Source organism: Vallitalea maricola (genome assembly GCF_036985595.1).
Classification (GTDB): domain Bacteria; phylum Bacillota; class Clostridia; order Lachnospirales; family Vallitaleaceae; genus Vallitalea; species Vallitalea maricola.
Window position 1 is genome coordinate 17,448 of record NZ_BTPU01000013.1, and the last position, 25,448, is coordinate 42,895.

Below are 25,448 nucleotides of genomic sequence, written 5' to 3' on the forward strand. Positions count from 1 at the left end.
TATTAATGAAGAGTTTTTTATGTTCACTCAATTAACGTACCTACACGGCGACGTAATAATCCCTCCTTTAACTTTGTGATTGCTTGTTAATTTATAAGATTTATTTATACTTATAATATCACTTATTTATGTCTTTTTCATTAGACAAATAAACTGTGGTGTTGGAGATTCGAACACCACAGTTAATATGTCTAGTTAATTGTCCAATTTTTAGGCATTAAGATTAAAATATCTAATAAAAAAGTACTCGGAAATTTTTTTTATCAGACATCCTTTAAACTAGCACTTCGCTTAAGGGATAGGGCAATGTTTCCATCAAAGAGCTGGCCGATACGTCTGATGATAGTACTAGGATCATCCTTCATTCTGGAAGCAATCCAGCGCAGTACCATTTCAGTGAGGGCACACTGATAAAAGGAAGCAATTAGCTTTTTGTCTTCCAAAGAAGCTGAGATACCATCATTTACTTTTTCAACATACCGGATCATGACAGTTCCTGATACATTGTATATGTAGTTCTCTAATTCTTCTCTCTGCATGGAATCATATACATGATAAATAGCTATTCTGTTTTCTGAAGCAAACTTAGTAGCCACAAGAAAACCCTCCTCCCAAGAGAGTGTATCATTATATTCATCAATAGCCGTCTGAAGTTCTGTTTGGAATATCTCTGACAGAATTGCATATACATCTGTATAGTAATAATAAAAAGTATTTCTATTGACCCCACATGCTCTAACAATATCCTTAACTGTGATTTTGTTAAGTGGACGCTCATTCAGCATCTTGATGAATACATCGCGAATCATTTTTCTGGTATATTGCTGTGCCAAGTCGCCACCTCCATAAAACTTTATCTGTGGTTAAAATTATACCATATGGTAAAAGTTATTTGCAAATATATCATCCTATGTTTTTACTACCTTCTTGTAAAATAGAATTATATTAATGAAGTCAGGATACAAAAAAGTAAAGAATTAATGTAAATACTAACTTCAGTATTAGCAGAATAGATGACAAGTAGGATTCTAGGATGCAAGTTATTATGGTAAGCGGTTAAAAAGAAAACTGTTTATACAATCAATAGGATTAGTACAATCCATGATCTGAGACATAATGCACATTCCTTTTGCCCCAGTTTTTATTATATCATTCTTTTTATCACTAGTTATACCACCTATTGCAAATACAGGTATAGATGAGAAATAACATATTTCTTGTAAAAATGATAAACCTCTTGGTGGAACCCCCTGTTTGCAATCCGTAGGAAATATGTGTCCAGCAATTATATATGAAGCACCTAACTCCCCAGCTTCTTTAGCTTCATCCAATGAATGAACTGAAGCACCTATATTCGTAAATTGGCTTAGTCGGTTTTTATGTATCCTAAGAGCAGACATTGATAGATGAATGTTGGGAATACCTAGTTTCACAGCTGTTTCTATATTATTATTGATTATGAACTTCACATTGCTTTTATTACATATATCTTTTATCTTCACAGCTAGACATTCATACTCAGATATATTCATATCCTTTTCCCTTAACATTATTGCATAGGGTTTTCCTTCTGCTATCTTATTTATTCTCTCTATAAAATTATCTCTGCACAATTTTCTATTAGTTACACAAATAAGCATAGTCTTTCTCCTAAACATAAATATAATCAGTATATACTGGCTGTAATCCTCTACTGAGTATCATGTTGTGGATTTCTTCTACATCACGTGGGTCAGAAATCTCAAATTGTTCGTCACCTTTTTCTTCTTCCCCATGACCTCCAACACTAACCTTAACACCTGCAGATATCTTGGTTGCTGCCATTCCAATAACATTGTTACGAAAACCTGCTCTCTCCCTTGTTGAAATAGTTATACCTGCAAATGGCATGAAGATACGATGAGCTGTCATTACCTGCAGAAGCTGTTTTTCATGAACATCATTAGGATTATTATCAGCATTATTGATATACGGTCTTAACCTAGGAGTTGAAAATGAAATTTCTGCATAAGGATACTTTTTCTGTATAAAATACCCATGTAATCCTGTTGCAAAAGCATCTTTTCTAAAATCATCTATACCTAATAATGCTCCAAAAGATACTCCTCTCATACCACCCAACAGAGCTCTTTCTTGTGCATAAAATCTGTATGGAAATATTCGTTTTGAACCACTTAAATGAACCTGTTCGTACTTATCTGCATTATAGGTTTCTTGGTAAACAGAAACAAAATCGGCACCGCATTTATGTAAGTAAGCATATTCTTCAGTATTAAGAGGATATATCTCTATACCAACTGTAGAAAAATATTTTGCAGCTAATTCGACGGCACCTCCAATATATTCCACATTAGAAGTACTACGGGATTCACCTGTCAATAATAGAATCTCTTTCAAACCAGTGGAGGCAATATTTTTAAGTTCTTGTTCTACTTCTTCTAATGTAAGCATTCCTCTATGAATTTTATTCATACAGTTGAACCCACAATAAACACAATGATTTTCACAGTAGTTCGATATATATAAAGGAGTAAACATGGTTACAGAATTACCGAAATATTTTTTTGTATTCATAGTTGCTTTCTTTGCCATATCTTCTAAATAAGGCATAGCTACTGGAGATAACAAAGCCCCATAATCATCTAATGAAATCACATCTTTCTCCAATGCTATCTCAACTTCTCTGGAAGTATACATATGATAATCGTATTTATCAACTATTCCCAATACTTTTTCCATTAAATCAGAATCTATCACATCCATTCCTTCTAAATATTCCATGTGGTTTACTTTTTCTCTATTCATAATAATCAATCCTCCAAAAATCCAGTTAAAGGACTAGAAGCTTCCCCTTTATTGTTCAAAACTCTTCCAAGTCCAGCTAAGTAAGCTTTACGTCCTGACCTTATTGCAAGTTTAAAGGCTTCTGCCATTGTATATATATCAGAAGCGGTAGCAATTGCTGTATTACACATAACTGCATCAGCCCCCATTTCCATTGCCTCGCAGGCTTGTGATGGACGTCCTATACCTGCATCTACGATAATTGGTACATCTATTTCATCAATTAATATCTTTATAAAATCTTTTGTGCAAAGTCCTTTGTTACTGCCTATAGGTGAACCCAAAGGCATGATAGTTGCTGCACCAGCATCTACTAATGCTCTTGCTACATTTAGGTCTGGATACATATAAGGCATTACAACAAAACCTTCTTTTGCAAGAATTTCAGTAGCTTTTATAGTTTCATAATTATCTGGCATCAGATATTTTGAATCTCTTATTACTTCTAACTTTATAAAATTACCACATCCAATTTCTCTTGAAAGTCTTGCTATCCTTACTGCTTCAGAAGCATTTCTAGCACCAGAAGTATTAGGCAATAATGTTATACCTTCTGGTATGTGATCCAATATATTTTCTTGCCCACCTACATTAGAGCGGCGTAAGGCAAGGGTTATTATCTGGACATCGCCTTTATTTATAACTGCATCTATCATATCCAAAGAAAATTTACCTGAACCCAATATAAATCTTGAGTCAAATTCGTGTTCTCCTATTATTAATTTATCATTCATTTTATACATCCTTTCCTATATATCATTTATTCCTAGTAATAATCTTAGTATCATATTAGCTTGATGACCCGCACATATATTTACTCTTGGAGCCATTAATCCTTGTCCGATTTTTGCCTCACTCTGCAAATCTCCACATACATATAATCTTTTCATTGGATTAATTGTCTTGATTAAATTGGAACTGCCATAACCTGCCATACCAGAAGCTGCAACAATCTTCACGTCATTCATCTCTTCCAATGCTACGTTAACAAGTGTTGATTTTGCCTCTGGCTTATCAAAAGCTTCACAAATAATATCATATCCGTTAAAAAGCTCATAAACATTGTCTTTAGTTACTTTTACAGTCTTGATCTGTACTTCAACATAAGGATTGATTTCTTTTATCTGCTGTTTTAGCGCCTCTGTCTTAGGCATACCTAAATGACTGATATTATAACACTGGCGATTTAGATTACTTGGTTCAACAATATCAAAATCTACAAGGAGTAATTCTCCAATGCCTGTTCTAGAAAGCATGATTGCAATATTAGAACCTAGACCACCTAATCCAGCTATAGCCACTTTTCCTTTCTTTATCATTTTATGTACATTAGGAGTGTGTCTTGCCATGAGCATACTCTCTAGCTCATCACTATTAACCATAGCACCTTTTGTTATGACACTAAATATATCATCCTCTACTAACTTCTTATCTTCTTCTATTTGATAACCATTTAAAATGATAATATCATCTTCATTTCCTATTTGGTTACGTAATTGAAATGCAGTAGCTGCATCTGTATTAATCCTTTTACCGTTAACTGTTGTCTTCATATATCAACCTCCTCCAACAAAGCTGACAATTTCTAAGGCATGATTATTCTTAAGCATAATATTTTTATACTCTATCTTAGGAACAATATTACTATTATGTTCAACAGCAATCTTGGTAATATCATAATTATTGTTAACCAAGAAATCATATAAATTTATATCCTCATCAAGCTTAATATCAGTTCCATTAACTCTCATTTTTTCTTCACTTCCTTTATGTTTAATTCATAAAAAAAAGCATAAAATGGAGATTTACACCCGCGGTGGTGTACCCCATTTTATGCTTAATGATTACGAACCATATTTAATTAACTAGTATTATAGATTATTTTATAGATTTAGTCAAGCTGCTTTTCAGATGCTCAAGCTTTCAGCCGTTTCACGTATTGTCAAAAATCTCCCTTCCAAAAAAATGTATTGGTTAAACTATTTCTTAACCAATACATATTATAGAGTGTGTCTATTAATTTTTCAGCTCTACATTGACTATTATGAACCATTTGGACAATTAAATTTCTCTCTTTGTTTTTAAACTAAAACTAATACTATCACTATCAGAATGTACTTTATCATTTTCAACTTGAATATTAATTAGATTTTCTTTTTTATCATAGTCTTTTGACATACCATCGTCATGATATAGCTTATATGATGCACTGTCCTCAACATAACCTATCAATGTTAAATTATTAGTGTCCAGTTTATCTGTATTAGGTGCTGGTTCACATATAGGTATTATGTGATTCTTTTTAACGAAGAATACTACCTCATCTAGGGATATGTCTATGTAATGATGTCCTTTTTGTAGAATTTCCTCAATTAATTTTCCATCTTTAACCTTAACTTTCAACATATCTTCTGGAAGGTATACATATCTGCCTACTGCATTTTGCTCGTATACAGGTGTGACCATCATTCCCTCACCTACCATTAGTTGATCTTCAACATGTATTGCAAAGGAATCACTAGGATAATCAAAAGCTAATGGCCTAAAATACATTTCGTCATTTAAAACAGCTTTCATATACTCACTATAGATATATGGAATTAACCTATATCTAAGGTCGATGATATTTTTAAAATCAACTGTTTGTTCAAACTGATAACATTCCTGTGGTCTTATTGAGCATGAATGATTTCTCATCAATGGAGTAAAAATCCCGAAAGCAAGCCAACGAAGTACCAAGTCCCTAGTTGTATTACAGCCGAATCCTCCTATGTCTGCACCTGAATAAAGGAATCCACACATATTCAATGATGGCATCATTTTGATATTCAATAATAAATGAGACCACCAAGAATTATTGTCACCAGTCCAAATCCCTCCATATCTATGCATTCCAATATAAGAAGAGCGAGAAAACATTAATATCCTTTTTTCTGGTACCAATCTCTCAAATGCTTCCCCTGCTGCTCTAGTCATATTATAACCATATAGATTATGAAGCTTATCGTGGCAAATCATCTCTCCATCTACATTATGGTAGAATCTTTTATAATCATCTGGATTATTTAATAGACCTTTAACTAGATTCTGAAATTCAAAATATGAATTCACATCTAGTTTATCCTCTTTATACTCTTCAATCTTGGAAAAAGCTTCATTTAATCCTTCATCAGAATAGAATATAGCGGGTTCATTCATATCATTCCAAAAGCCCTCTATACCTTTATCTAATAAGAATTTATATTGTTCTCCAAACCACTCTCTAGCATCTTCATTCAGAAAATCTGGAAAATGTGTTCTTCCTGGCCATACACCAGCTACGAAATCGGTGCCATCTTCTCTTTTACAAAAATAGTTTTTGGCTACACCCTCTTCATAGACATTATAGCCATCTTCTATTTTTACACCAGCATCTATAATAGGTACTAATCGTATTCCTTCTTTTTTCATATCAGAAATTAATTTTTCAAAATCAGGGAACTTATCAGTATCAACAGTAAAATCCTTATAATCCTTCATATAGTCAATATCAAGATATATTGCATCCAAAGGAATATCATTTTTTCTGTATTCATCCAATACTTTTCTTACATCTTCTTCATTTCTATATCCCCATCTGCTTTGCTGGTATCCAAAAGCCCAATATGGTGGAATATAGCTTCTACCTATTAGCTGTCTAAATTCTTTTACTATATCATTGAGACTGTTTCCTTCTATATAATATAGATTGACATCTTTCTCTGGCATTGTTACTTTCAACTCATTTTGTCGAGTATATCCAATATCAAAAACGATTTTTTGGGGTGTATCGAAGAATAATCCAAATGTTTTTTCTCCGAAGATAATAATAAAATTATGTGCTCCATATAATGAACTCTTATCTTCTGTATGAACAGCATCATCTGTACAATTGCTTACGTATCTATATCCTCTCTTGTTTATTCCTCTTATGTTTTCACCTAAACCAAAAACAATATCATCTTTCATGTCATATGTATATGTGAAGCCTTCTGATAAATCTAATTTACCGTACTTAGGTTTATCTTTTTCCATTGGCAATTCCTTAATGACAGCTTTTGTATTAAATGGATTACCATATATAAATCTCTTAATCATTTTATGTCTCCTTACGATAGTCTACATTAATATTCAAGGGGCTCTGTCAGATAACACAGCCCCTAGCTATTTTCAGACTTTATTGATTTTACTTGCTATATTTTGATATATCAATCAAATATTGTTAATAATATCAAATTGTATATTTCCAGATAAGACCTCTGCCTTATTAATACCATCTTTCCAGGTTATTAATATTTTATTTCCCAAATCATCACTGAAACAATATTCTCCTTCATTACCCGCTAGGTAGAAGCATAGGTTGTTATATTCTTCTGTACCATTACCAACATAGCTTCCTAATTTTTTGTCCTCACCTAGATTCAAGGCAATACCTCCACCGCTGCGAAGGAAAACAGGGATACGTTCTTTTCCAGACTTAATCAGATATTTTTTATTTCCTGTCAATGTTTCACCAGTCCATAGATTAGTCCACATACCATCTGGTAGATATACCTCTCTATCTGTCTTACCTTCAAATATTATAGGAGCAACTAAAATATCTCCAAGCATGAAACTATCTTCAATATTATATACCAACTCATCATTTGGATACTCTAATACTAGATGTTTCATCATTGGAATTCCTGTCTCGCTGGATTTCTTTGCTTGGTCATAGATGTAAGGCAATAAATTCATTCTTAAATTATAGTGATATCTTAATCTATCAATTAAATCTTCATCCTGGTAGCATAGCGCCATATTCCATGGACTTCTATCATTAGTACCTTTTACACCAGGTAATATTTCGGAAAACTGACCGCCTACTGGCTCTGAATGCCATTGCATTACAGGCGTGAATACAGCTAACTGTGTTGATCTTTCGTATAATTCAACTGATGGAAGCTCTCCGGCAAATCCAGCAATATCAAATCCCCAGTACGGAACTCCACTCATTCCTGATGAAATTCCTGCTAATATAATATGACGCAACTCATCCCAAGTGGATTGCTGATCTCCAGCCCATTGCATTGGGAAGTTTTGTTGTCCTTTATATCCTGCTCTGCTGAAAAGTACTCTGTCTTTTCCTATAAAATCATGATAAGCTTGTACATAACTGGACGCATAAGCATTCTTTAATTCAATTCCTGTCATTCCATTATGAGCTTTTATATCATCATCATAGACGAATTCTCCACCATCTGTTTTAAATCCATCTACTCCTATATCTAATAGATGCTGTCTTTTTTGAAACCACCATTTTATAGTTTCTTCATTAGTAAAATCTGGAATCATGGACCCACTGAACCAACGTCCTTCTTTTATAGTATAAGGACTTCCATCTGCATTTTTTATACATAAGTCATTTTGTTTTACATATTCCCAATCTTCCTCATTAACTTTATGGAATCTACCTTCTTCCATTTTCTTTATGACTGGGCATTGCCACAATAATAATTTAATACCTTTATCATGAAGCTTATCAATCATTTCTTTTGGATTTTTCCATTCGTCGTTTTCATTCCATCTATAGAAGGTAGCTTCGTCACTCCATGCTTCAAGAACCATTACATTAGCAGGGAACTTATACTTTTCCAGTAATTCTAACTGTTCTTCTACCAATTCTTCTGTATTCCATCTGTTAGCTGATATCCATGGACCAAAACTCCATTTCGGAGTAATGAAAGGTTTCCCTGTCAATGATACATACTCGCTGATAATTTCTTTTGGTTTACCAACGAAAAAATATATTTCTGGGAATTTATCTGAACTGTCTTTTGATATTGCAATCTTTATTGTATCAGCAAAATCAAATTCATTGATAACCCAAGAATCTACGTAAACACCTAATCCCGTATTAGTGAAGAAAAAAGGAATTGGGCAATAACTTATTTCCCCCTGATTACAGAATTTCTCATATACATGTGATTGTACTGTTTGACCTTTTTGATTAATACAATTGAATCTTTCACCCAAACCATAAGCAGCTTGGTAATCTATATCAATAGTAATTGTGCATTTGTCATTTTCTTTTTTCAAGAAAACATAATCTAAATCTTCAATATTAAGAGCACTATTTAAGTTATACTTATATGTTTTCATTCTATACTCCTTGTATTCTTTTATATAAATTAATTATTTCTGTCCCGTTGTATCCATTTAAATTAATAAAGGGGCTGCTACAATTTATACCGTTAAGAAGATTCTAATTCACTAGGATATTAACGTAAAATGTATTATAGAGCAGCCCCTTATTAATATATTAAAGGTGGGAAAGTTGAGTTAGTTAAATAATAATACTATTCACCTTTTGAGTAACGCTCCATTGCATCTGTACGGATTTGAATCAAACGTTCCAATCCCATTTCATTTAATCTTTTAACATATGTATCCCAACCTTCATCTACATTACCATTAATTACCCAATCAGCTCTAGTAACATCGATGAATTTGTTGATATCTGTTTCTAAGGTAGCTAATTCTTCGATTTCTTCTGCACTTAACATTACTTTTGGATATGTTCTAGTAATGTATTCTTCTCCTAATTTACTTAGGTCAAGTTTTAATCCGTCTCCACTTTCTGGTGATAATTTAATTTTCTCTTGGAAATCAGCACTTACATATTTTGGTCCAAAATCTCTTAAACTTTGATCCCAGTACCAACCGTCAGCACTTGTTCCTTCTGGTGGATTATTTAAAGTATATGTACCATCTTCATTTTTAGAGATAACTGTTCCAATTGCTCCCCAGAAGTTCTGGATACTTGCTTCACCTGTGTAGAATTCATCAAGCCAACGTGCAGCTATTTCAGGATATTTACAATTCTTTGTGATTAAAGCTTCATTACGTTCAATTGCAGAAATACCGTTTTTATCTCCACCTGCATATCTCTTTCCATCTGGTCCAGCAATAGGTGCTAAAGCGATATATTCATCTTTCCATTGTCCGTAAACTGCATCTGGAATCCAGTTATATGAGAAACCTACTCTTGATACATTAGGGTCTTGATTCTTACCAAGTGCCATAGTATCATCTTGTGTGAAAGTTTCTGGATCGATAATCCCTTCAGTATATAATTTATTTAACCATTTTATACCTTCTTTGTATTGTTCACTTGTTGGATAGAATGTTAAGCTATCATCTTCATCTACAAGCATCATAGCTCCATTTATATCAGTGATTCCAAAAGGATTAAGTAAATCCATTGAAATACCTTTACTTCCAGTTATAGGGATTTCATCATTAGGATCTCCATTTCCATTAGCATCTTGATCTTTGAATGCTTTTAATACTGTATATAATTCTTCAATAGTAGTTGGTTCCTCTAATCCTAATCTATCTAACCAAGCTTTGTTGATGATTGGCTGGTTACATACAACTGGACGACAAGGTAGGTTTTTACCCATTGAATACATTTTTCCATCTAAATATGTAACTGTCTTTTTCAAGTCAGGCATGTCTGTTAAAGCTTTTTTGTAGTTAGGCATATATTCATCCACTAAATCATTTACTGGTAAAAACATTTCTAAATTGTTGATTACATCAGTATCTTCAAATGTTTTATTACCGATGATGATGTCTGGTAGGTCTCCTCCAGCTAACAAGATACCTTTTTGTTCTCCCCAATCACTTAGAGATTGAACTTGCCACTCAATCTTAACGTTAGTGTTAGTTTCCAAATCTTTTATGAATTGATTATCTGTGAAACTATCTCCCATATTACCCCATCTAGTAGTTAATACTGTTAATGTAACAGGTTCATTTACAATAGGTAGTCCTTCTTTATTGAAGTTACTGTTTTCTGTATTTCCCGCAGTTTCTTTTGCACCATTATTATTGTCTTTTTCATTGTTTGATCCACATCCTGTAACACATGTAAGCATTAACATTGCTACAACCAATAGACTTATTGTCTTTAAAAATGACTTTGTTGTTTTATTTTTCATAATCTTTTCCTCCTTAATTATAATAATTAAAAGTAATCTATATAAATTTTAATAGATTCATGGTTATTTTTTATCCTTTTACTGCACCTATCATTACACCTTTGTTGAAATACTTTTGAACGAATGGATATACGCACATGATTGGAAGGGTGGATACTACAATTACTGAATATCTCATCAAATTGGCTCTTCTTAGTGCAATCTGTGCTGCTTCACCACTACCAAGTGCAGTCTGCATATTATTAGTTATCAAAATATTTCTTAATATTAATTGTAGTGGATGTAGGCTGCTGCTCTTCAAATATATCAAAGCATTGAAGTAGGAATTCCACTGTCCAACAGCTATCCAAAGTCCTAAAACTGATATTATAGCTTTTGATAAAGGTACTACAATCTGAACGAAATATCTTACGTTACCACATCCATCAATTCTAGCCTGATCCCATAAACTGCTAGGGATGGAATTTTGAAAAAATGTTCTGGCTACGATTATATTAAAAGCTGATACTGAAAAAGGAAGTACCATTACTAAGAAATTATCATACAATCCAAATCTTTTTACTGTTAAGAATGTTGGTATCAAACCTCCATTAAAAAACATGGTGAATACAAATAACAGCATAAAAAATTTTCGACCCACAAAATCTTTTCTTGATAATGTATAGGCAGCAGTGATATTAACAAAAATACCAATTGCAGTTCCTGCTACTGTATACAGAATTGTATTTTTATATCCTATCCATATTTCTTTGTGTTTCAAGAGTTCTGTATAACCTTCTAATGTAAATCCTTTCGGCCATAACCATACATTTCCGCTGGCTACTGCTGCAGGTTCACTAAAAGATGCAGTAACAACAAAATAAATAGGATAAAGGATGATAATTAATAAAATAGCTGATATGGAATATAATATAATGTCAAACTTGGTAACTTTCTTTTTTTTCTTTAGACTACTCATCATTATTCCTCCCCTCTACCATAAACTGTTTTCTGATACTTTTCTGCTGAACTTGTTAACAGATATTAAAAGTATAAAATTAATTATTGTACTAAATAAGTTAACCGCCGAGGAGTAACTGTATTGAGCACTTATCATACCCACTTTGTAAACATATGTAGAAATTACTTCGCTATTTAATAAATTAAGGTCATTTTGCATAAGGTATACTTTTTCAAAACCAAGAGCCATAAGTCCACCACATCTAAGTATTAATAATGTCATAGCTGTAGGTATTAACATTGGAATATCTACATACAATATTTTTTGGAACTGACTGGCACCATCAATACTAGCTGCTTCATACAGATTAGGGTCAACAGATGATAGCGCAGCTATGTAAATAATCGAATCCCATCCAACATGCTGCCATACATCCGACCATACATACAAATGTTTAAAAGCTGAAGGACTACCCAATAAGTTTGGTGCTTCGGCTCCGAACAATCCGAATATCTGTCCAATTAATCCAGCTCCAGGTGAAAAAATTAAATTAAGTATTCCAACTATTACCACTGTAGAAATAAAGTGTGGCATATATGAAATAGTTTGAAATGCCTTTTTGTATTTGTTAGTCCTCATTTGATTAATTGCTAATGCAAAGATTATTGGAATAGGAAAGCTGACCAATAAGCTGTAACCTGTTATAATCAAAGTGTTTTTTATTGTATTAACAAACTGATAAGAATTGAAATACTTAATAAAATATTTGTACCAGGGATCAGCCCATGGACTACCCATAATACCAAGAGAACCTTTGTAGTCCTTAAATGAAATTAGTACCCCGTACATTGGTATGTAACTAAAGCAAATTAACAATATTAAAGACGGTAATAATATTAAATAGAGACCCCGATTTCGAAATATTCTTTTCCATAAGTGATTTGACTTAAATAATTTTTGATACATTTTCCATCATGCCTTCCTTTTTTAATGTACATATCTCAATTATTGCAATAATAAATATATCATTTTCTTTCACCTTTGATATTTTTGTATATTTTTAATGTAAAACATGATATATTCGTTGACGTTATTGTTAGTTTAACGTTAATCTATTTATGTATGTATGGTAACATTTTTATACTTTCATGTCAAGAATTAATTACAATAAAAAAATGTATTGATTAGATAATTCTAAACAATACATTTTATATAAGTTTTATATTATGATATTAATCCGTTATAACAAACTACTTAAACCAGCAACGGTGAAATCTATAAAGCATTATTTCATTCCTAAAATAACTTTTTTAACTAAATATTGTTCCATCTTTTTAGTGTTGGGAAAAATTCTTTCATTATTTTTCTTGCTTCTTCTTGGCTCATATTTTTATTAGCTCCAACCATATGAGGAACACAAGATTCTATCATTTGTTCCATAGTACAATCCTCTGTAAATTCACCATTTGCAAAACAATATTTACAGTAATCTTCACTTTTACTTCCATCAAAATTAGTACCGTACATCTCATTAGATTCTCCCATAGGCATTCCACAACTTTGACAATAACGAATATCGTTCATATACATCTTCCCTTCATTTTATTTTTTATTACTGTTATATATTATCAAATATAATTTGACATCAGCATGTCATATTACAAAAACTTATCGATAATTCTTTAGAATATTTTCCAATCTCTTTTTGATTGTGTCATTAAGATAACTTGGCTCTATAATTTTTATATATGGACCAAATGAAATTATATAATTGTATAACCACTCATCTTCCAAAGCTGTAAAAGTAATTTCAAAACTACCATCCTCTTTTCGTATAATATCCTTAGCATCAAATTCATTATAAGCTCTATATTTTATCTCAGGTGTCAAAAGGATTTTTAAAGTAATCAATGGAGCTGTGTTGTGATATGATAATTTAAAATCATCTAATTTATATTTATCTCTATCAAACCCGTTATTGGTTATTTCAAGATTTTTCATTCTATAGATCTTGAACATTCTATAATCTTTTCTCATTAGGCAATACCCTAACAAGTACCAATCTTTCTGCTTAAAAATCAGTTTCAGAGGGTTAACAACTCTTGTCGTTTTATCACCATATAGATTATAATAATTAAAGCTTATACTCCTGCAAAGAGTTAAAGCATCTTTTAGGTCTTCAAATTTCTTTTTTTCCAACTCTGAACTTCCCCAATAAGAGAAATCTACTTCAATCCAGTTTTCATTACTTTTGTTAAATAATGACTTCAGTTTTAAAATGGCATCATCAACATTTTCATATTCTGTAGCTTTTAATAATTCCAAGCCTATAAGAACTTTATTTTGTTCTTCATTTGATAAAACTGATTTATTTATAATAAAATTCTCAAGGAGACTTATACCTCCACCCTTACCTTTATTTGTATATATGGGTATTCCTGCCATAGACAAAGTTTCTACATCTCTGTATATTGTTCTTGTGGATACCTCTAGCTTATTAGATAATTCTTTTGCTGTTACTTGTTTTTTATCTAAAAGCAAATATACTATCTGAAATAATCTATCAATCTGCAATAATATCACCACCTATTAATATTATAACAGATAAATATGACATCTATTTGTCTTATTTTCTAATATATTTACTTATATTGTCATCTTGACAAGTAAAATAATCAATGCTATGATTAACTAAATGAACGTTCAGCTAGTTGCTTATAGATGACTAGTACTTACTTATATATTACATAAAGGAGTGTTTACTATTAAAGCATTATACTTTCCAGAAATAAATAAAGTTGAATTAAGAAATGTTGAAAAACCTGTATTAAAAACCTCTACTGATGTTATCGTAAAAGTTACAACCACAACAATATGTGGTAGTGATATTCATATCCTAAAAGGTGCCATTCCTACAAAACCTGGATTTGTACTAGGTCATGAATATGTAGGGATAATTGAATCCGTTGGAAAAGATGTGAAGAATTTCAAAGCTGGTGACAGAGTTATCGGTCCTCCTGCTCCTTACTGTGGTCAATGCCAACCATGTAAAAATGGATACGTATCTCATTGTGCTAATGGTGGTATTCATGGTGCAGGAGCAACTAGAGGAGATATACCTGGTGTTCATGCTGAATATACACGTGTTCCTCATGGGGATTCCTGTTTGTTGAAAGTACCTGATAATCTTACTGATGAACAGGTTATCTTTGTATCTGATATCGCTTCTACTGGTTATACAGGTGTTGAGCATTCTGGTTTAAAAGAAGGTGAAACCATTGTTATATTTGGTTGTGGACCTGTTGGTATGGCAACAATCCTAACAGCCAAACTTCATAACCCAGATAAAATAATAGTAGTTGAAAAATCCGAGACAAGATTGAAAAAAGCATTAAAAATTGGGGCTACTCATGCCATCAGTACAGATGAGGATGTATTAAAAAATATAGCTGAGTACACTAACAACAAAGGGGCTGACGTTGTTATTGATGCGGCAGGATTAGATATTACAATCAATCAAGGAATTGATTGTCTTGGTATTGGTGGCAGAATGTTCCTTGTAGGTATTCCAAAGAAACCTATCAATATTCAATCAAATAATTTTTATAAAAATATCACTTTCAGTATGGGGTTAGGTGACCTAAAGAATATAAGCGGGTTTCTTAATCAAGTAAACGAGGGTAATCTTGATTTGACATCTTTAATAAGTCATACAATGCCTTTGGATGATATTGAAAGCGCTATTAATCTAGTTCAAAACAAACCTGACGAAGTGGTTAAGGTTATTATAAAACCACAGCAATAAAAAGCACTGTTTTATTCTATAGCGATATGTTATAATTACATAGTAATATTCCCAAAAAAGACTTGATATATTTATTATAGTCTTTTTTTGTAATTGTTAATATAACAAATCATTCGATGAAGGAGTCATATTATGGATAATATAAAAAAAAGAGATGCTGAGTTGTCCAGAAAAAAAATACTAGATGCCGCTGAAACACTTTTTGCTCAAAAAGGTTATCATCTAACAACTTTGACAGAGATTGCAGAATTAAGTGGTTTATCACGGACTACCCCCTCTTACTTCTTTGGTAATAAAGAGATGCTGTATAAAAAAGTTATTGAACATCTCATAGAAGATGAAAAAAACTATGTTGATAAATTAGTAATTGAAGATAAAGTAACCGTTGAAGCATTAAAAACTATTCTGGCACGTCACATTGATTATACTTTTAAACATCCTAATCTAACTAAAATCTTAGTTACTGAATCATTAAATAAAAACAGACAGGAATGGATACTTAGCTTCTTCCCTGACATGATTTCCTGGAGCCATAAATACTTGTCGGATGCAAAAGAAATGGGAATAATCCGACAAGACATAGATATAAATACTTTATGGTTGAATGCAATGGCAATGGCATGGTTACCTATCATAACTCAAGATACTTTTCTAAAATTAATGGATAAAGATTTTACTAGACAAGAATTCATTGACAACCATAAAAAACAAGTTGAAACACTTATTTTTGAATCAATACTAGCATAATAAATTTATTAGAATAAATAATAACATGATAAAGCTGTTGATTGGAACTTACCATTAACAGCCTTTTTTATTGCAATACTCTTAAGAAAATTTTCATTACGATAATATTTATTATTTATGTTAAATGCTACATATTTCTCACTTTAATTAATTTTGAAAACCAGTTATTATATCTAATTATATTAAATAATTATTGCTTTATACTAATTTTTATTAACTATATATATTGTAATGTTATTTAATCAACATAATTCCTCAAAATAAAAAACAAATAGACAATTTATTGACAAATATTTATTAATGATATAAAATTTTATATGCTATCAGTTTTTTAAATAGCATATAAAAATAATAGGAGGAATTCACAAATGAAAAGAATTGTTACATTATTATTAGCTTTTACACTTGTTTTTAGTACTTGTACACTATCTTATGCTGCTGAAAACGAAACAACAGATTCAAAAGCAGAAACAGCTACAATAGTATTCAACAAAATAATTCTTAAAGACGATAATGGTAATGAAAGATTATTAAAGCTTACAATTAAAGGTGTTGTAGGTGTTCAGTTAGATGATTGCAGAGTTTACTATGAAGACTATCAACATAGTTACCTTGATACTTATTATGGAGATGAAACATATTTTACATATGATGAAGATAAGCAAGAAGAAATATGGAACGGTAAAGGAGAGCTAATAAAAAACGGAATAGATATAATACCTGTAATTCAAGGTGCTGAAGTTTTATTAGAAGTAATTGATGGTAAAGATGACTTAGATTTCTATCCTGGCTATTTTTGCTTTATTAATGATGAAAAAACTGTTATTAGTCAAGGAATGGGACAAGGTGGTTTCTTAGGTACAGGAACTGCACTTGTATTTGATAAATTATCTGTTGGTACATTCGATGAGTTTCCAATATATCTAAATAATAAACCAGTAGGTATTATGGTTGTTGACCCTAAAACTTATCCTCAACCTACTAAAGAAAAAATTGAAGCAGTGAAAACAGAATTAGGAATAACAGATTCATCAGTAATAAAAGAAGATACAACTAAAGAGGAAGAAAATGTTAAAGAAGAAGAACCTAAGAAAGATACTGAAGCAGTTCCTGGATTAAATAATTTTGAACAAGTAAACGAATACACACCAGATACTTTCAATGATGTTGAAGATGGTATTTGGTATGCAGATTCAGTGAGAAACTGCTATGAATTAGGAATAATGAATGGTAAAGGAGACAACCAATTCGCACCAAAAGGTTCTATCAGTGTAGCAGAAGCTATAGCAATGGCAAGTAGAACAAATAAAATCTATGCAGGTCTAGGTAGTGAAATTGAAAAAACTGGTGATACTTGGTATGATGGATTCGTTAAATATGCAGTAGAAAACAATATTATAAAAGAAGATCAATTTGATGATTATACTAGAAAAATTACAAAAGCTGAATTATCATATTTATTTGCTAAATCAGTGCCAGAAGAAGAATTTACAGCAATACAGCTTTACCTACTTCCTGACGTTGATGATGATACAGATTATTCTTCTGAGATTTACTTATTATTCAATGCCGGAGTTGTTACTGGTAGTGATGAAAATGCAACATTCCATCCAACTAATAATATTACAAGAGCTGAAGCTTCTGCTATAATCAACAGAGTTATTAATCCTGATAGTAGAAAAGCACTTTAATAGTTTATACTATAATATGTTAAGAGGCTGCAACACTTTATATGTTTGCAGCCTCTTAATCTATTTCGTCAATTATATCAATGCCCTCAAATACACTTATAATGTTTAACAGTCTATATTATAGTAATAATTTAATATCTATACTAGATATGTTTTTTTAATATATCATTAAACCCTTTACCATTTTTGATACTCTCACGATTCATAATCATTTCTTTTCCAATATTGATTAACAATCTTTCTGCTTTAATACGTTTATCTGTGTCTTCAATAGTAGTAACATCTGCAACTTTTGAATCCCCAACAACTCTTCTTATTATTTCAAGTCCTGCACTACCAGCAGAGTCAGCTAATACTGATTCTAGATACCATTTTTTATAGTAATCTTTTTTAGCCATTTCATCAATTACAATTTCTTTATATAATTTATTGAACTTGACAATGAATTTATCTACTATTTCCTCAATTGTATCAGATAACCAATCTAGGAAATCATTATCATCTGTATCATCTACATATGCATGTGCCCAAGCAAAAAACAGATTACCTATTACATTTCCCACATCATAACCTATGGGTCCATAAAAAGCGAATTCAGGATCTAATACTTTGATTCCAGTTTCATTAGCAAATATTGAACCTGAGTGTAAATCACCATGAACTAAGGCTTGAGCATTATTCATAAAATTATTTTTCAACTTACCCACTTCAAGAATTAAATCATCATCATTATATAAGACTTGTTCAACAAATTTTAGATTTTCATCTATTATTACATTTCTACCTTTATAGTCAATATAAGGTTCTGTAAAAACAAGGTCTTCTGATATCTTACATAAATCTTTATTTATATATGCTTTTACTTGGTCTTTTTTCTCTCCTGAATCCATAACCAAATCTGTAGTTGGCAATAGAGTATTTACTAAGAAAGTTGTAATGTCTTCAGCTAATGTTGGAAAAGTTTTTCTTTGTAATAACTCTGTTCTGAGATTGTGATATGCTGATACATCTTCCATTGCTAATACACACATGACAGGATCATATTTATATATTTTAGGAACTAAGTTAGGAGCTAATTTCTCTTGCTGCATCAGTACCATAGCTTCTATTTTGTTTCTATTTACATCTAATGCTCTTCCAGATGATCTAAGTACTGTATCAGCATGTTTAATGATAATTGATTTATTTGTATTCTCATCCCAAACTTTGAATACATAATTTATATTACCATCGCCTATCTCTTTTGCATTTAACTTAGCATTATCGTCAAAATAGTCAAGTTTCTCTAATGTATAATCAATAGCATCTTGCTCGTTCATTTTAAAATGTTTGTCAAATCTAGACATCTAATCATCTCCAATTATTCTACCAGTAATTATCTACTTCTGTAGCAAAATATCTTTTTAAGTCATATGGACTATATATTCCTTTATCTGTTACTACTCCACTTACTAAATGAGGTGGTGTTATATCAAAAGCTGGATAATAAGCCTTAACACCGTCCAATGTATTTTTTATACCTCTGAACTCTAATACTTCCTTTGGATTTCTTTCTTCTATCTTAACCTTTTCTATTGTGTCTCTATCTGGAATTCCTGTAACAAAATATGGAATACCAAAATATTTAGCAGCGATTGCAATCTGCATTGTTCCTACTTTATTGACGATATGTCCGTCTATACATATGGAATCAGCAGCTGATGTAAACAAATCTATATTTTTAGTCTGCATAGTAATAGCTGGCATATTATCTGTAATAACAGTTACATCAAATCCTTGGTCTTTTATTACACTTGCTGTAAGTCTTGCACCTTGAAGGAAAGGTCTTGTTTCTGGGCAGAAGAACTTAACAACTTTGTCTCGTTTTTTAGCCTCTTTTAGCATCATACCTATTATGGTTTCTCCAAAACATTGAGTCATAACATTACCATTTTGTGGAAACATATCTACTAGATAATTAGCTACTTCACCTATCTTGGAGTATCTTCTATTCATAGATTTAACAGTATGTTTGAATATCTCTTCATCCACTCTCTGTGAATTTGCAAAAGCTTTTTTTACTACTTCCAGACAACCATTAACAACTAAAGTCATTCTAGGAACTGTTGTAGGTCTTGCATGTGATAATGTATATGCTGCATCTTTTAGATAATTCATCTGTTCTTCTTCTTTTAAGTCTTTACACTCATAAGCAGCAAGTGCCATACCCATTCCTGCCGCTGTATAAGGTCCTGCACTCTGGGTTACCATATCAGCTATAGCCTGGGCTACTTCCTGATGGGACTCGCAAGTAACAAATCTAACCTCTGTTGGATAAATTCTACGGTCTAATATTTTAACTTTTCCATCTTCATACCAAGCAACATTTTCATATCTTAGCATAAATGCAAGATCTTTATCTACTCTTTCCATTACCTCATACCTCCTGTGTTCGTTTACCCTGTAAAATTTCTTATGAATGTACCATATATAATGCTCTCCACATTATATATGGTATATTCTAATGTTGTTATCCTTATCAAATTATTTTCTTGAATGAATCTATATATTATTTTCTAGCTCTTTTATATCTAGGGAATCCAATAACAATAGATATACTACCAATTATTAACATTAATATTGAATATATTGAGTATGGTACTATTTCAACAGGTGAAATATGTCCTAACCCTGCTGCCAATAACAGCTGTCCTCCATAAGGTATTAGTCCTTGAACTGCTGCTGAGAAGATATCTAATAAACTGGCAGTTTTTCTTGGATCGATATCATATTCTTCAGATATATCTTTTGCTAATGGTCCTGCTGTAAGGATTGAGATTGTATTATTAGTAGTAGCTGCTGTAATTAATCCAACTAAGGCTGCAATTCCAAATTGTCCACCTTTTTTACCTTTTACCTTGGCAGTAACTTTTTCTAATAGATAATCAATTCCTCCATAATATTTCATTAGTCCAACTAGACCGGCAACAACTATTGCTATCATTGATAGATCTTCCATCCATCCCATACCTCTTTGTAAAACCCCTAATAATCCAACGCCATCAAAGCTATTATTGATTAAACCTATGATTGAACCAACACCAATACCTATTCCTAATACAGCCATTACATTAAGTCCTATTAATGCACTAACTATTATAGCTACATAAGGTAATATATTAACTAATGAGTAATCAACGCTTTCTAAGCTTACTACATCAACAGGAATCATAGCTAATATTACAAGTGTTATTATTACTGCTGGTAGAACAATAAGAATATTAGACTTAAACTTATCTCTTAGTTCTACATTTTGAGTTCTTGTTGCAGCAATTGTGGTATCAGATATGAATGACAGGTTATCGCCGAACATTGCACTACCTACAACTGTCGCTAATACTAGAGCCATACTGATATCTGCCTGATTAGCGATACCAACACCGATTGGTGCTAATGCCGTAATTGTACCCATTGATGTTCCCATTGAAAATGATAGGATACATCCAATGATAAATATTCCTGGTAAAATCATATTAACAGGTAATACTGTTAAACCTAGATTAACTATTGAGTTTACTGCTCCCATGGCATCTGCCACAGAATAGAAAGCTCCTGCTAATATAAATATTACTACCATCAAAATAATTGTTTCTTCACCACCAGCTCTAGTAAATATTGCTACTTTTTCTCCAAAGCTTGTTTTACCACCTTTTTTATCCAATAATAAAGCAAATCCTGATGCGAAAATAAATGCTACCAGCAATGGCATACTACTAAAATCTCCTGTTATAATGCCTGTGCCCATAAATAATACCAAGAACACTATTAATGGTAATAATCCTTTAAAATTACTATTACTATTATCTTTGTTATTGTTCATGTCTGACCTCTCCTTAATATTTAGTAGTTTTTAGTAAATCTCAATCAAAACATTATGCAACAATTTTAAGCTCTTTGTCCATATCCTTGGAACATTTTTAACATTTTATTAACTTCTTGCGTATCGAGTATTACAGGTTCACCTATAGATTTTGCTCTATAATAAACCTCTGCACATAACTCAATCTCTTCTGCTTTACCAAAGGCACTAGATAAGCTTTTACCTCCTACTAATAATCCATGGTTAGCTAAGAACACTGCATTTCTGCCTTTCATAGCTTCAAATGCATTTCTGGCAAGTTCTTCAGTACTATATGTAGCATATTTAGCGCATCTTACATTTTCACCTCCTGATACTCCTATTAGATAGTGAGTTGCTGGCAGCTCCTGTCGAAGACAAGCAAGTATTGTAGAATATACTGAATGAAGATGAACAACTGAATCTATATCATCTCTCTCTTTATAGAAAATTCTATGCATTGAGTATTCTGATGAAGGTCTTTTATCACCATCAACAACATTATCTTCCAAATCCATTATGACAATATCTTCAGGCTTCATTTCATAATAATCAATTCCACTTGGAGTAATTGCCATTAATCCTTCTTCTCTAATGAAAATACTAAGATTTCCACCAGACCCTTTAGTCAAATTTCTATCAACCATTTTCTTTCCATATTCTACTAATAATTTTCTTTCTTCTTCAAACTTCATTTTATTAATAACCCCTTTCACATATGAATTTCTGATTAATTCTATATTTATGAATGACTATTTTGCTATGTTTAGTATTTCTATGATATCTTTTACTTCAAGCCTTTTGAATCTACCAACGAATCCAGCTTCGCCAACTGCTTTTTCAGCCATTTCCTCAAATCTATTCAAAGGAATATCTGCTTCTGTTAATGTAGTTTTTAACCCTAGAGTTCTAAAGAATTCTTCAACCTTTTTAATTCCTTCGTCGGCAGCTTCTTCTTTATTAGTATTATCAACTCCAAATACTCTAGTTGCTAACTGATTGAATCTATCTAAATCTTGATTTTTAACGTATTTCATCCATGCTGGGTATATTATTGCCATACCCCCCCCATGAGTAATGTCGTATAAAGCACTTATCTCATGCTCGATTCTATGAGAACCCCAATCAGAAGCTCTACCCACATCCATAGTACCATTATGGGCTATTGTTGCAATCCACATGAATTCAGCACAATAATCATAGTTTTTAGGATCTTTTTTAAGCTTTGGTCCTATTTCTAATAATGCTTTCATAGCTCCCTCAATCAAGTAATCAGTTATTACCACGTTTCTAGTTGGTGTAAAATATCTTTCAAATAGATGAGTTAATGTATCTGCAATTCCACAGGATAATAAATATGGTGGAATGGTATAACACATCTCTGGATTAAGTATTGCAAATTCAGGAACTATTACTTCTGTATCAATACCATATTTTAAGTTTTCTTCTTCATTAGTAATAATACTGCTTTCAGACATTTCAGAACCAGAACCTGGTATAGTCAGCACTACTCCTACTTTTAATGCTTCTTGTGGAGTTGCTTTTCCTGTATAGAAATCCCACACATCTCCATCATACATAGTTCCCAAAGCTATTGCTTTTGAAGAATCTATTGCACTTCCGCCTCCAACAGCAAGAACGAAGTTAATATCCTGTTCCCTGCATACCTTAATTCCTTCTTTTACTAGAGATAATCTTGGGTTAGGTACAACACCGTCTAAAATAACATATTCTATATTGTTTTCTTCTAGTGATTTAGTTATCCTATCAAGTATTCCATATTCTTTTAGGTAGTCTCCACCGTAATGTATCAAGACTTTTTTGCTATATCCGGCTACATATTTTCCGACTTCATTTTCTCTGCCTTCACCAAAAACGACTCTTGTTCCTAATTTGCATTCGAAATTTTGCATGTGATTCACTCCTATTCTTCACAACATACAACTTCTATTTTATGTTTCTTAAGGACATCCAGCTGTTCATTAGATAGTTTCCTATCTATTATAACTACATCTATATCCTTTAAATCGCATATTTTATTAATTGCAGGTTCTTCAAATTTTGTATAATCCACTACTAAAAATTTTTTCACTGAATTGTTAAGCATACCTTTTCTTACTCTAGCTTCAAGATTATGATTATCTGTTACACCGAATTTCACGTTTACAGAAGAACAGCTTACAAAAGCTTTATCTGCTGACAAATCTATTAAACTATCTGTTGTCATATAGCCTACATAAGATTTTGTTCTTCGTCGTAAGGTACCACCTAGATTAATAATTTTTATTAATGAATTATCAGCTAGTTCATTTGCTATTTCTATGGAATTGGTAATCACAGTCACTTTTTTCTTGCTTAGATTTAAGTTTTTTGCAATATAAAGAGCTGTTGTGCTGCTATCAAGCATGATAGTATCTCCATCGTCAATGAAGCTTACACTTTTTGCACCAATGATCTGTTTTTCTTTTATATAAATCTTCTCTCTTATCTTAACAGGTACTTCTGTATCAGAGGATTCGTATAAATAAGCGCCTCCACGAACACGTTTGAATTTCATAGTTTTACTTAATTTCTCCAAATCTCTTCTTATGGTTTCTTCTGATACATCTAACAACTCACTTAATTGACTTATGACAATACTTCCATTTTCTTTTAGTAGTTCTTCAATCTTTTTTAATCTATCTATAGCTAACATTTTACATCTCCTCTTGATATGTTATAATAAACAACTTTTTCATATGTAGAATTATAATCTTAGCAATAAATACAAGTCACATTTAACCACATCTATTAAATTGTTATTTACATTTTACCACATTACTCAACATTAAGTCAACATTTATATATATTTTTATAGATTATCTTTTGTGTTTTAGTAATAGATTAGCGCATAATGTTGAAAAATATTATATTCATACAGCATAAAAGAAGTCTATAGATTTTATATCTCTATAGACTCCAACAGCTTCAATTACAGTTTTTTACCAATATTTAGGTAATTTATTTTCGTATAAACATTCAAATAATCTTCTAAAATCTTTTGTTAATTTGGGATTATGTTTGTAAATGTGACTTATCACCAAATCCCCTGACCTATAAAAGTTTTACCATACTCTCATTTTAAAAAGTGTATCTAGTGATACACTATAGGGAATTTGAATTAATAATTTTAATTAGAAAGTACTAAATTCCTTAAATTTGAAATTGTTAGACTCACAATCTTTTAATTGATTTATTTTATCTTGTAACTGCTCTTCATTAAGATATCCTAGATTTTTCAATTGAATGAGTATATCGAGATATTTCTCATATCTAATCTTATTCTTATTATCTTTGCCTTTAGCTTGAAATAATATTAATATTTCTTCCATCTCTTCGTTATCAAACAATCCTAGATTTTTTAGATCAATCACACTTATTTCATCTTTTTTAGATATATCTTTATCTTTAATAGGAATTAACGGTCTTATTGCTAATCGTACTGCTAAGTATATTATTGCAAATAGACCCATGCCATAAATAATAATCAAGTAAACCACCT

General features: G+C 31.6%; 23 protein-coding genes. 3 read left to right on the forward strand and 20 right to left on the reverse strand.

The window, feature by feature from the left end; all coding sequences use genetic code 11:
* Nucleotides 1–263: 263 nt before the first annotated feature.
* From AACQ14_RS04775 to AACQ14_RS04835, 13 genes are all read right to left on the reverse strand, one after another.
* Nucleotides 264–809 carry a TetR/AcrR family transcriptional regulator gene (locus tag AACQ14_RS04775; protein ID WP_339362434.1) on the reverse strand — a complete coding sequence of 182 codons (546 nt, stop codon included), beginning with the start codon at nt 807–809 and terminating at the stop codon, nt 264–266.
* Between the two features lie 234 nt (nt 810–1,043).
* Entirely contained in the window at nt 1,044–1,640 is a 597-nt protein-coding gene (locus AACQ14_RS04780) for a thiamine phosphate synthase (RefSeq protein WP_339362435.1), read from the reverse strand.
* A gap of 10 nt (nt 1,641–1,650) precedes the next feature.
* Nucleotides 1,651–2,805, reverse strand: a complete 1,155-nt coding sequence (thiH, locus tag AACQ14_RS04785; protein ID WP_339362436.1) for a 2-iminoacetate synthase ThiH — start codon at nt 2,803–2,805, stop codon at nt 1,651–1,653.
* 5 nt (nt 2,806–2,810) lie between these two features.
* Nucleotides 2,811–3,587, reverse strand: a complete 777-nt coding sequence (locus tag AACQ14_RS04790) for a thiazole synthase (protein ID WP_339362437.1) — start codon at nt 3,585–3,587, stop codon at nt 2,811–2,813.
* Nucleotides 3,588–3,593: 6 nt separating this feature from the next.
* Nucleotides 3,594–4,397, reverse strand: coding sequence for a sulfur carrier protein ThiS adenylyltransferase ThiF (gene thiF, locus AACQ14_RS04795; protein WP_339362439.1), 804 nt, complete (start codon nt 4,395–4,397; stop codon nt 3,594–3,596).
* Between the two features lie 3 nt (nt 4,398–4,400).
* Nucleotides 4,401–4,595 (reverse strand): sulfur carrier protein ThiS, encoded by a 195-nt coding sequence (thiS, locus tag AACQ14_RS04800; protein WP_339362440.1) that lies wholly within the window; start codon nt 4,593–4,595, stop codon nt 4,401–4,403.
* A gap of 310 nt (nt 4,596–4,905) precedes the next feature.
* Complete coding sequence (locus AACQ14_RS04805; RefSeq protein WP_339362441.1) at nt 4,906–6,960, reverse strand: glycoside hydrolase family 31 protein; 2,055 nt, start codon at nt 6,958–6,960, stop codon at nt 4,906–4,908.
* Between the two features lie 114 nt (nt 6,961–7,074).
* Complete coding sequence (locus AACQ14_RS04810; protein ID WP_339362442.1) at nt 7,075–9,003, reverse strand: glycoside hydrolase family 31 protein; 1,929 nt, start codon at nt 9,001–9,003, stop codon at nt 7,075–7,077.
* 197 nt (nt 9,004–9,200) lie between these two features.
* The gene (locus AACQ14_RS04815) at nt 9,201–10,847 is read right to left on the reverse strand and encodes a type 2 periplasmic-binding domain-containing protein (RefSeq protein WP_339362443.1); all 1,647 of its coding nucleotides are present in this window, start codon (nt 10,845–10,847) and stop codon (nt 9,201–9,203) included.
* Nucleotides 10,848–10,917: 70 nt separating this feature from the next.
* Nucleotides 10,918–11,805, reverse strand: coding sequence for a carbohydrate ABC transporter permease (locus AACQ14_RS04820; RefSeq protein WP_339362444.1), 888 nt, complete (start codon nt 11,803–11,805; stop codon nt 10,918–10,920).
* Between the two features lie 15 nt (nt 11,806–11,820).
* Nucleotides 11,821–12,636 carry an ABC transporter permease gene (locus tag AACQ14_RS04825; RefSeq protein WP_339362445.1) on the reverse strand — a complete coding sequence of 272 codons (816 nt, stop codon included), beginning with the start codon at nt 12,634–12,636 and terminating at the stop codon, nt 11,821–11,823.
* 465 nt (nt 12,637–13,101) lie between these two features.
* Nucleotides 13,102–13,371: a zinc ribbon domain-containing protein gene (locus AACQ14_RS04830; RefSeq protein ID WP_339362446.1), complete on the reverse strand. Its 270-nt coding sequence runs from the start codon at nt 13,369–13,371 to the stop codon at nt 13,102–13,104.
* A gap of 84 nt (nt 13,372–13,455) precedes the next feature.
* Nucleotides 13,456–14,361, reverse strand: coding sequence for a helix-turn-helix transcriptional regulator (locus AACQ14_RS04835; protein ID WP_339362447.1), 906 nt, complete (start codon nt 14,359–14,361; stop codon nt 13,456–13,458).
* Between the two features lie 181 nt (nt 14,362–14,542).
* Between AACQ14_RS04835 and AACQ14_RS04840 the strand changes: the two genes are divergently transcribed.
* The 3 genes from AACQ14_RS04840 to AACQ14_RS04850 all read left to right on the forward strand — a co-directional run bounded on the left by AACQ14_RS04840 (nt 14,543) and on the right by AACQ14_RS04850 (nt 18,030).
* Nucleotides 14,543–15,592, forward strand: coding sequence for a zinc-dependent alcohol dehydrogenase (locus AACQ14_RS04840; protein ID WP_339362448.1), 1,050 nt, complete (start codon nt 14,543–14,545; stop codon nt 15,590–15,592).
* Between the two features lie 132 nt (nt 15,593–15,724).
* Entirely contained in the window at nt 15,725–16,339 is a 615-nt protein-coding gene (locus AACQ14_RS04845; protein ID WP_339362449.1) for a TetR/AcrR family transcriptional regulator, read from the forward strand.
* Nucleotides 16,340–16,707: 368 nt separating this feature from the next.
* Nucleotides 16,708–18,030: an S-layer homology domain-containing protein gene (locus AACQ14_RS04850; protein ID WP_339362450.1), complete on the forward strand. Its 1,323-nt coding sequence runs from the start codon at nt 16,708–16,710 to the stop codon at nt 18,028–18,030.
* 143 nt (nt 18,031–18,173) lie between these two features.
* Here the strand turns inward: AACQ14_RS04850 and mtnK are convergent, their stop codons facing one another.
* From mtnK to AACQ14_RS04885, 7 genes are all read right to left on the reverse strand, one after another.
* Nucleotides 18,174–19,376: an S-methyl-5-thioribose kinase gene (gene mtnK / locus AACQ14_RS04855; protein WP_339362451.1), complete on the reverse strand. Its 1,203-nt coding sequence runs from the start codon at nt 19,374–19,376 to the stop codon at nt 18,174–18,176.
* A gap of 19 nt (nt 19,377–19,395) precedes the next feature.
* Nucleotides 19,396–20,442 carry an S-methyl-5-thioribose-1-phosphate isomerase gene (locus AACQ14_RS04860; RefSeq protein ID WP_339362452.1) on the reverse strand — a complete coding sequence of 349 codons (1,047 nt, stop codon included), beginning with the start codon at nt 20,440–20,442 and terminating at the stop codon, nt 19,396–19,398.
* Nucleotides 20,443–20,578: 136 nt separating this feature from the next.
* Entirely contained in the window at nt 20,579–21,889 is a 1,311-nt protein-coding gene (locus AACQ14_RS04865; protein WP_339362453.1) for a Na+/H+ antiporter NhaC family protein, read from the reverse strand.
* A 65-nt stretch (nt 21,890–21,954) separates the two neighbouring features.
* Nucleotides 21,955–22,602 carry an L-fuculose-phosphate aldolase gene (locus tag AACQ14_RS04870; protein WP_339362454.1) on the reverse strand — a complete coding sequence of 216 codons (648 nt, stop codon included), beginning with the start codon at nt 22,600–22,602 and terminating at the stop codon, nt 21,955–21,957.
* Between the two features lie 57 nt (nt 22,603–22,659).
* On the reverse strand, nt 22,660–23,820 hold the full coding sequence (locus AACQ14_RS04875; RefSeq protein ID WP_339362455.1) for an iron-containing alcohol dehydrogenase: 1,161 nt from the start codon (nt 23,818–23,820) through the stop codon (nt 22,660–22,662).
* 11 nt (nt 23,821–23,831) lie between these two features.
* Complete coding sequence (locus AACQ14_RS04880; protein ID WP_339362456.1) at nt 23,832–24,602, reverse strand: DeoR/GlpR family DNA-binding transcription regulator; 771 nt, start codon at nt 24,600–24,602, stop codon at nt 23,832–23,834.
* Between the two features lie 478 nt (nt 24,603–25,080).
* Nucleotides 25,081–25,437: a hypothetical protein gene (locus AACQ14_RS04885; RefSeq protein WP_339362457.1), complete on the reverse strand. Its 357-nt coding sequence runs from the start codon at nt 25,435–25,437 to the stop codon at nt 25,081–25,083.
* Between the last annotated feature and the right edge of the window lie 11 nt (nt 25,438–25,448).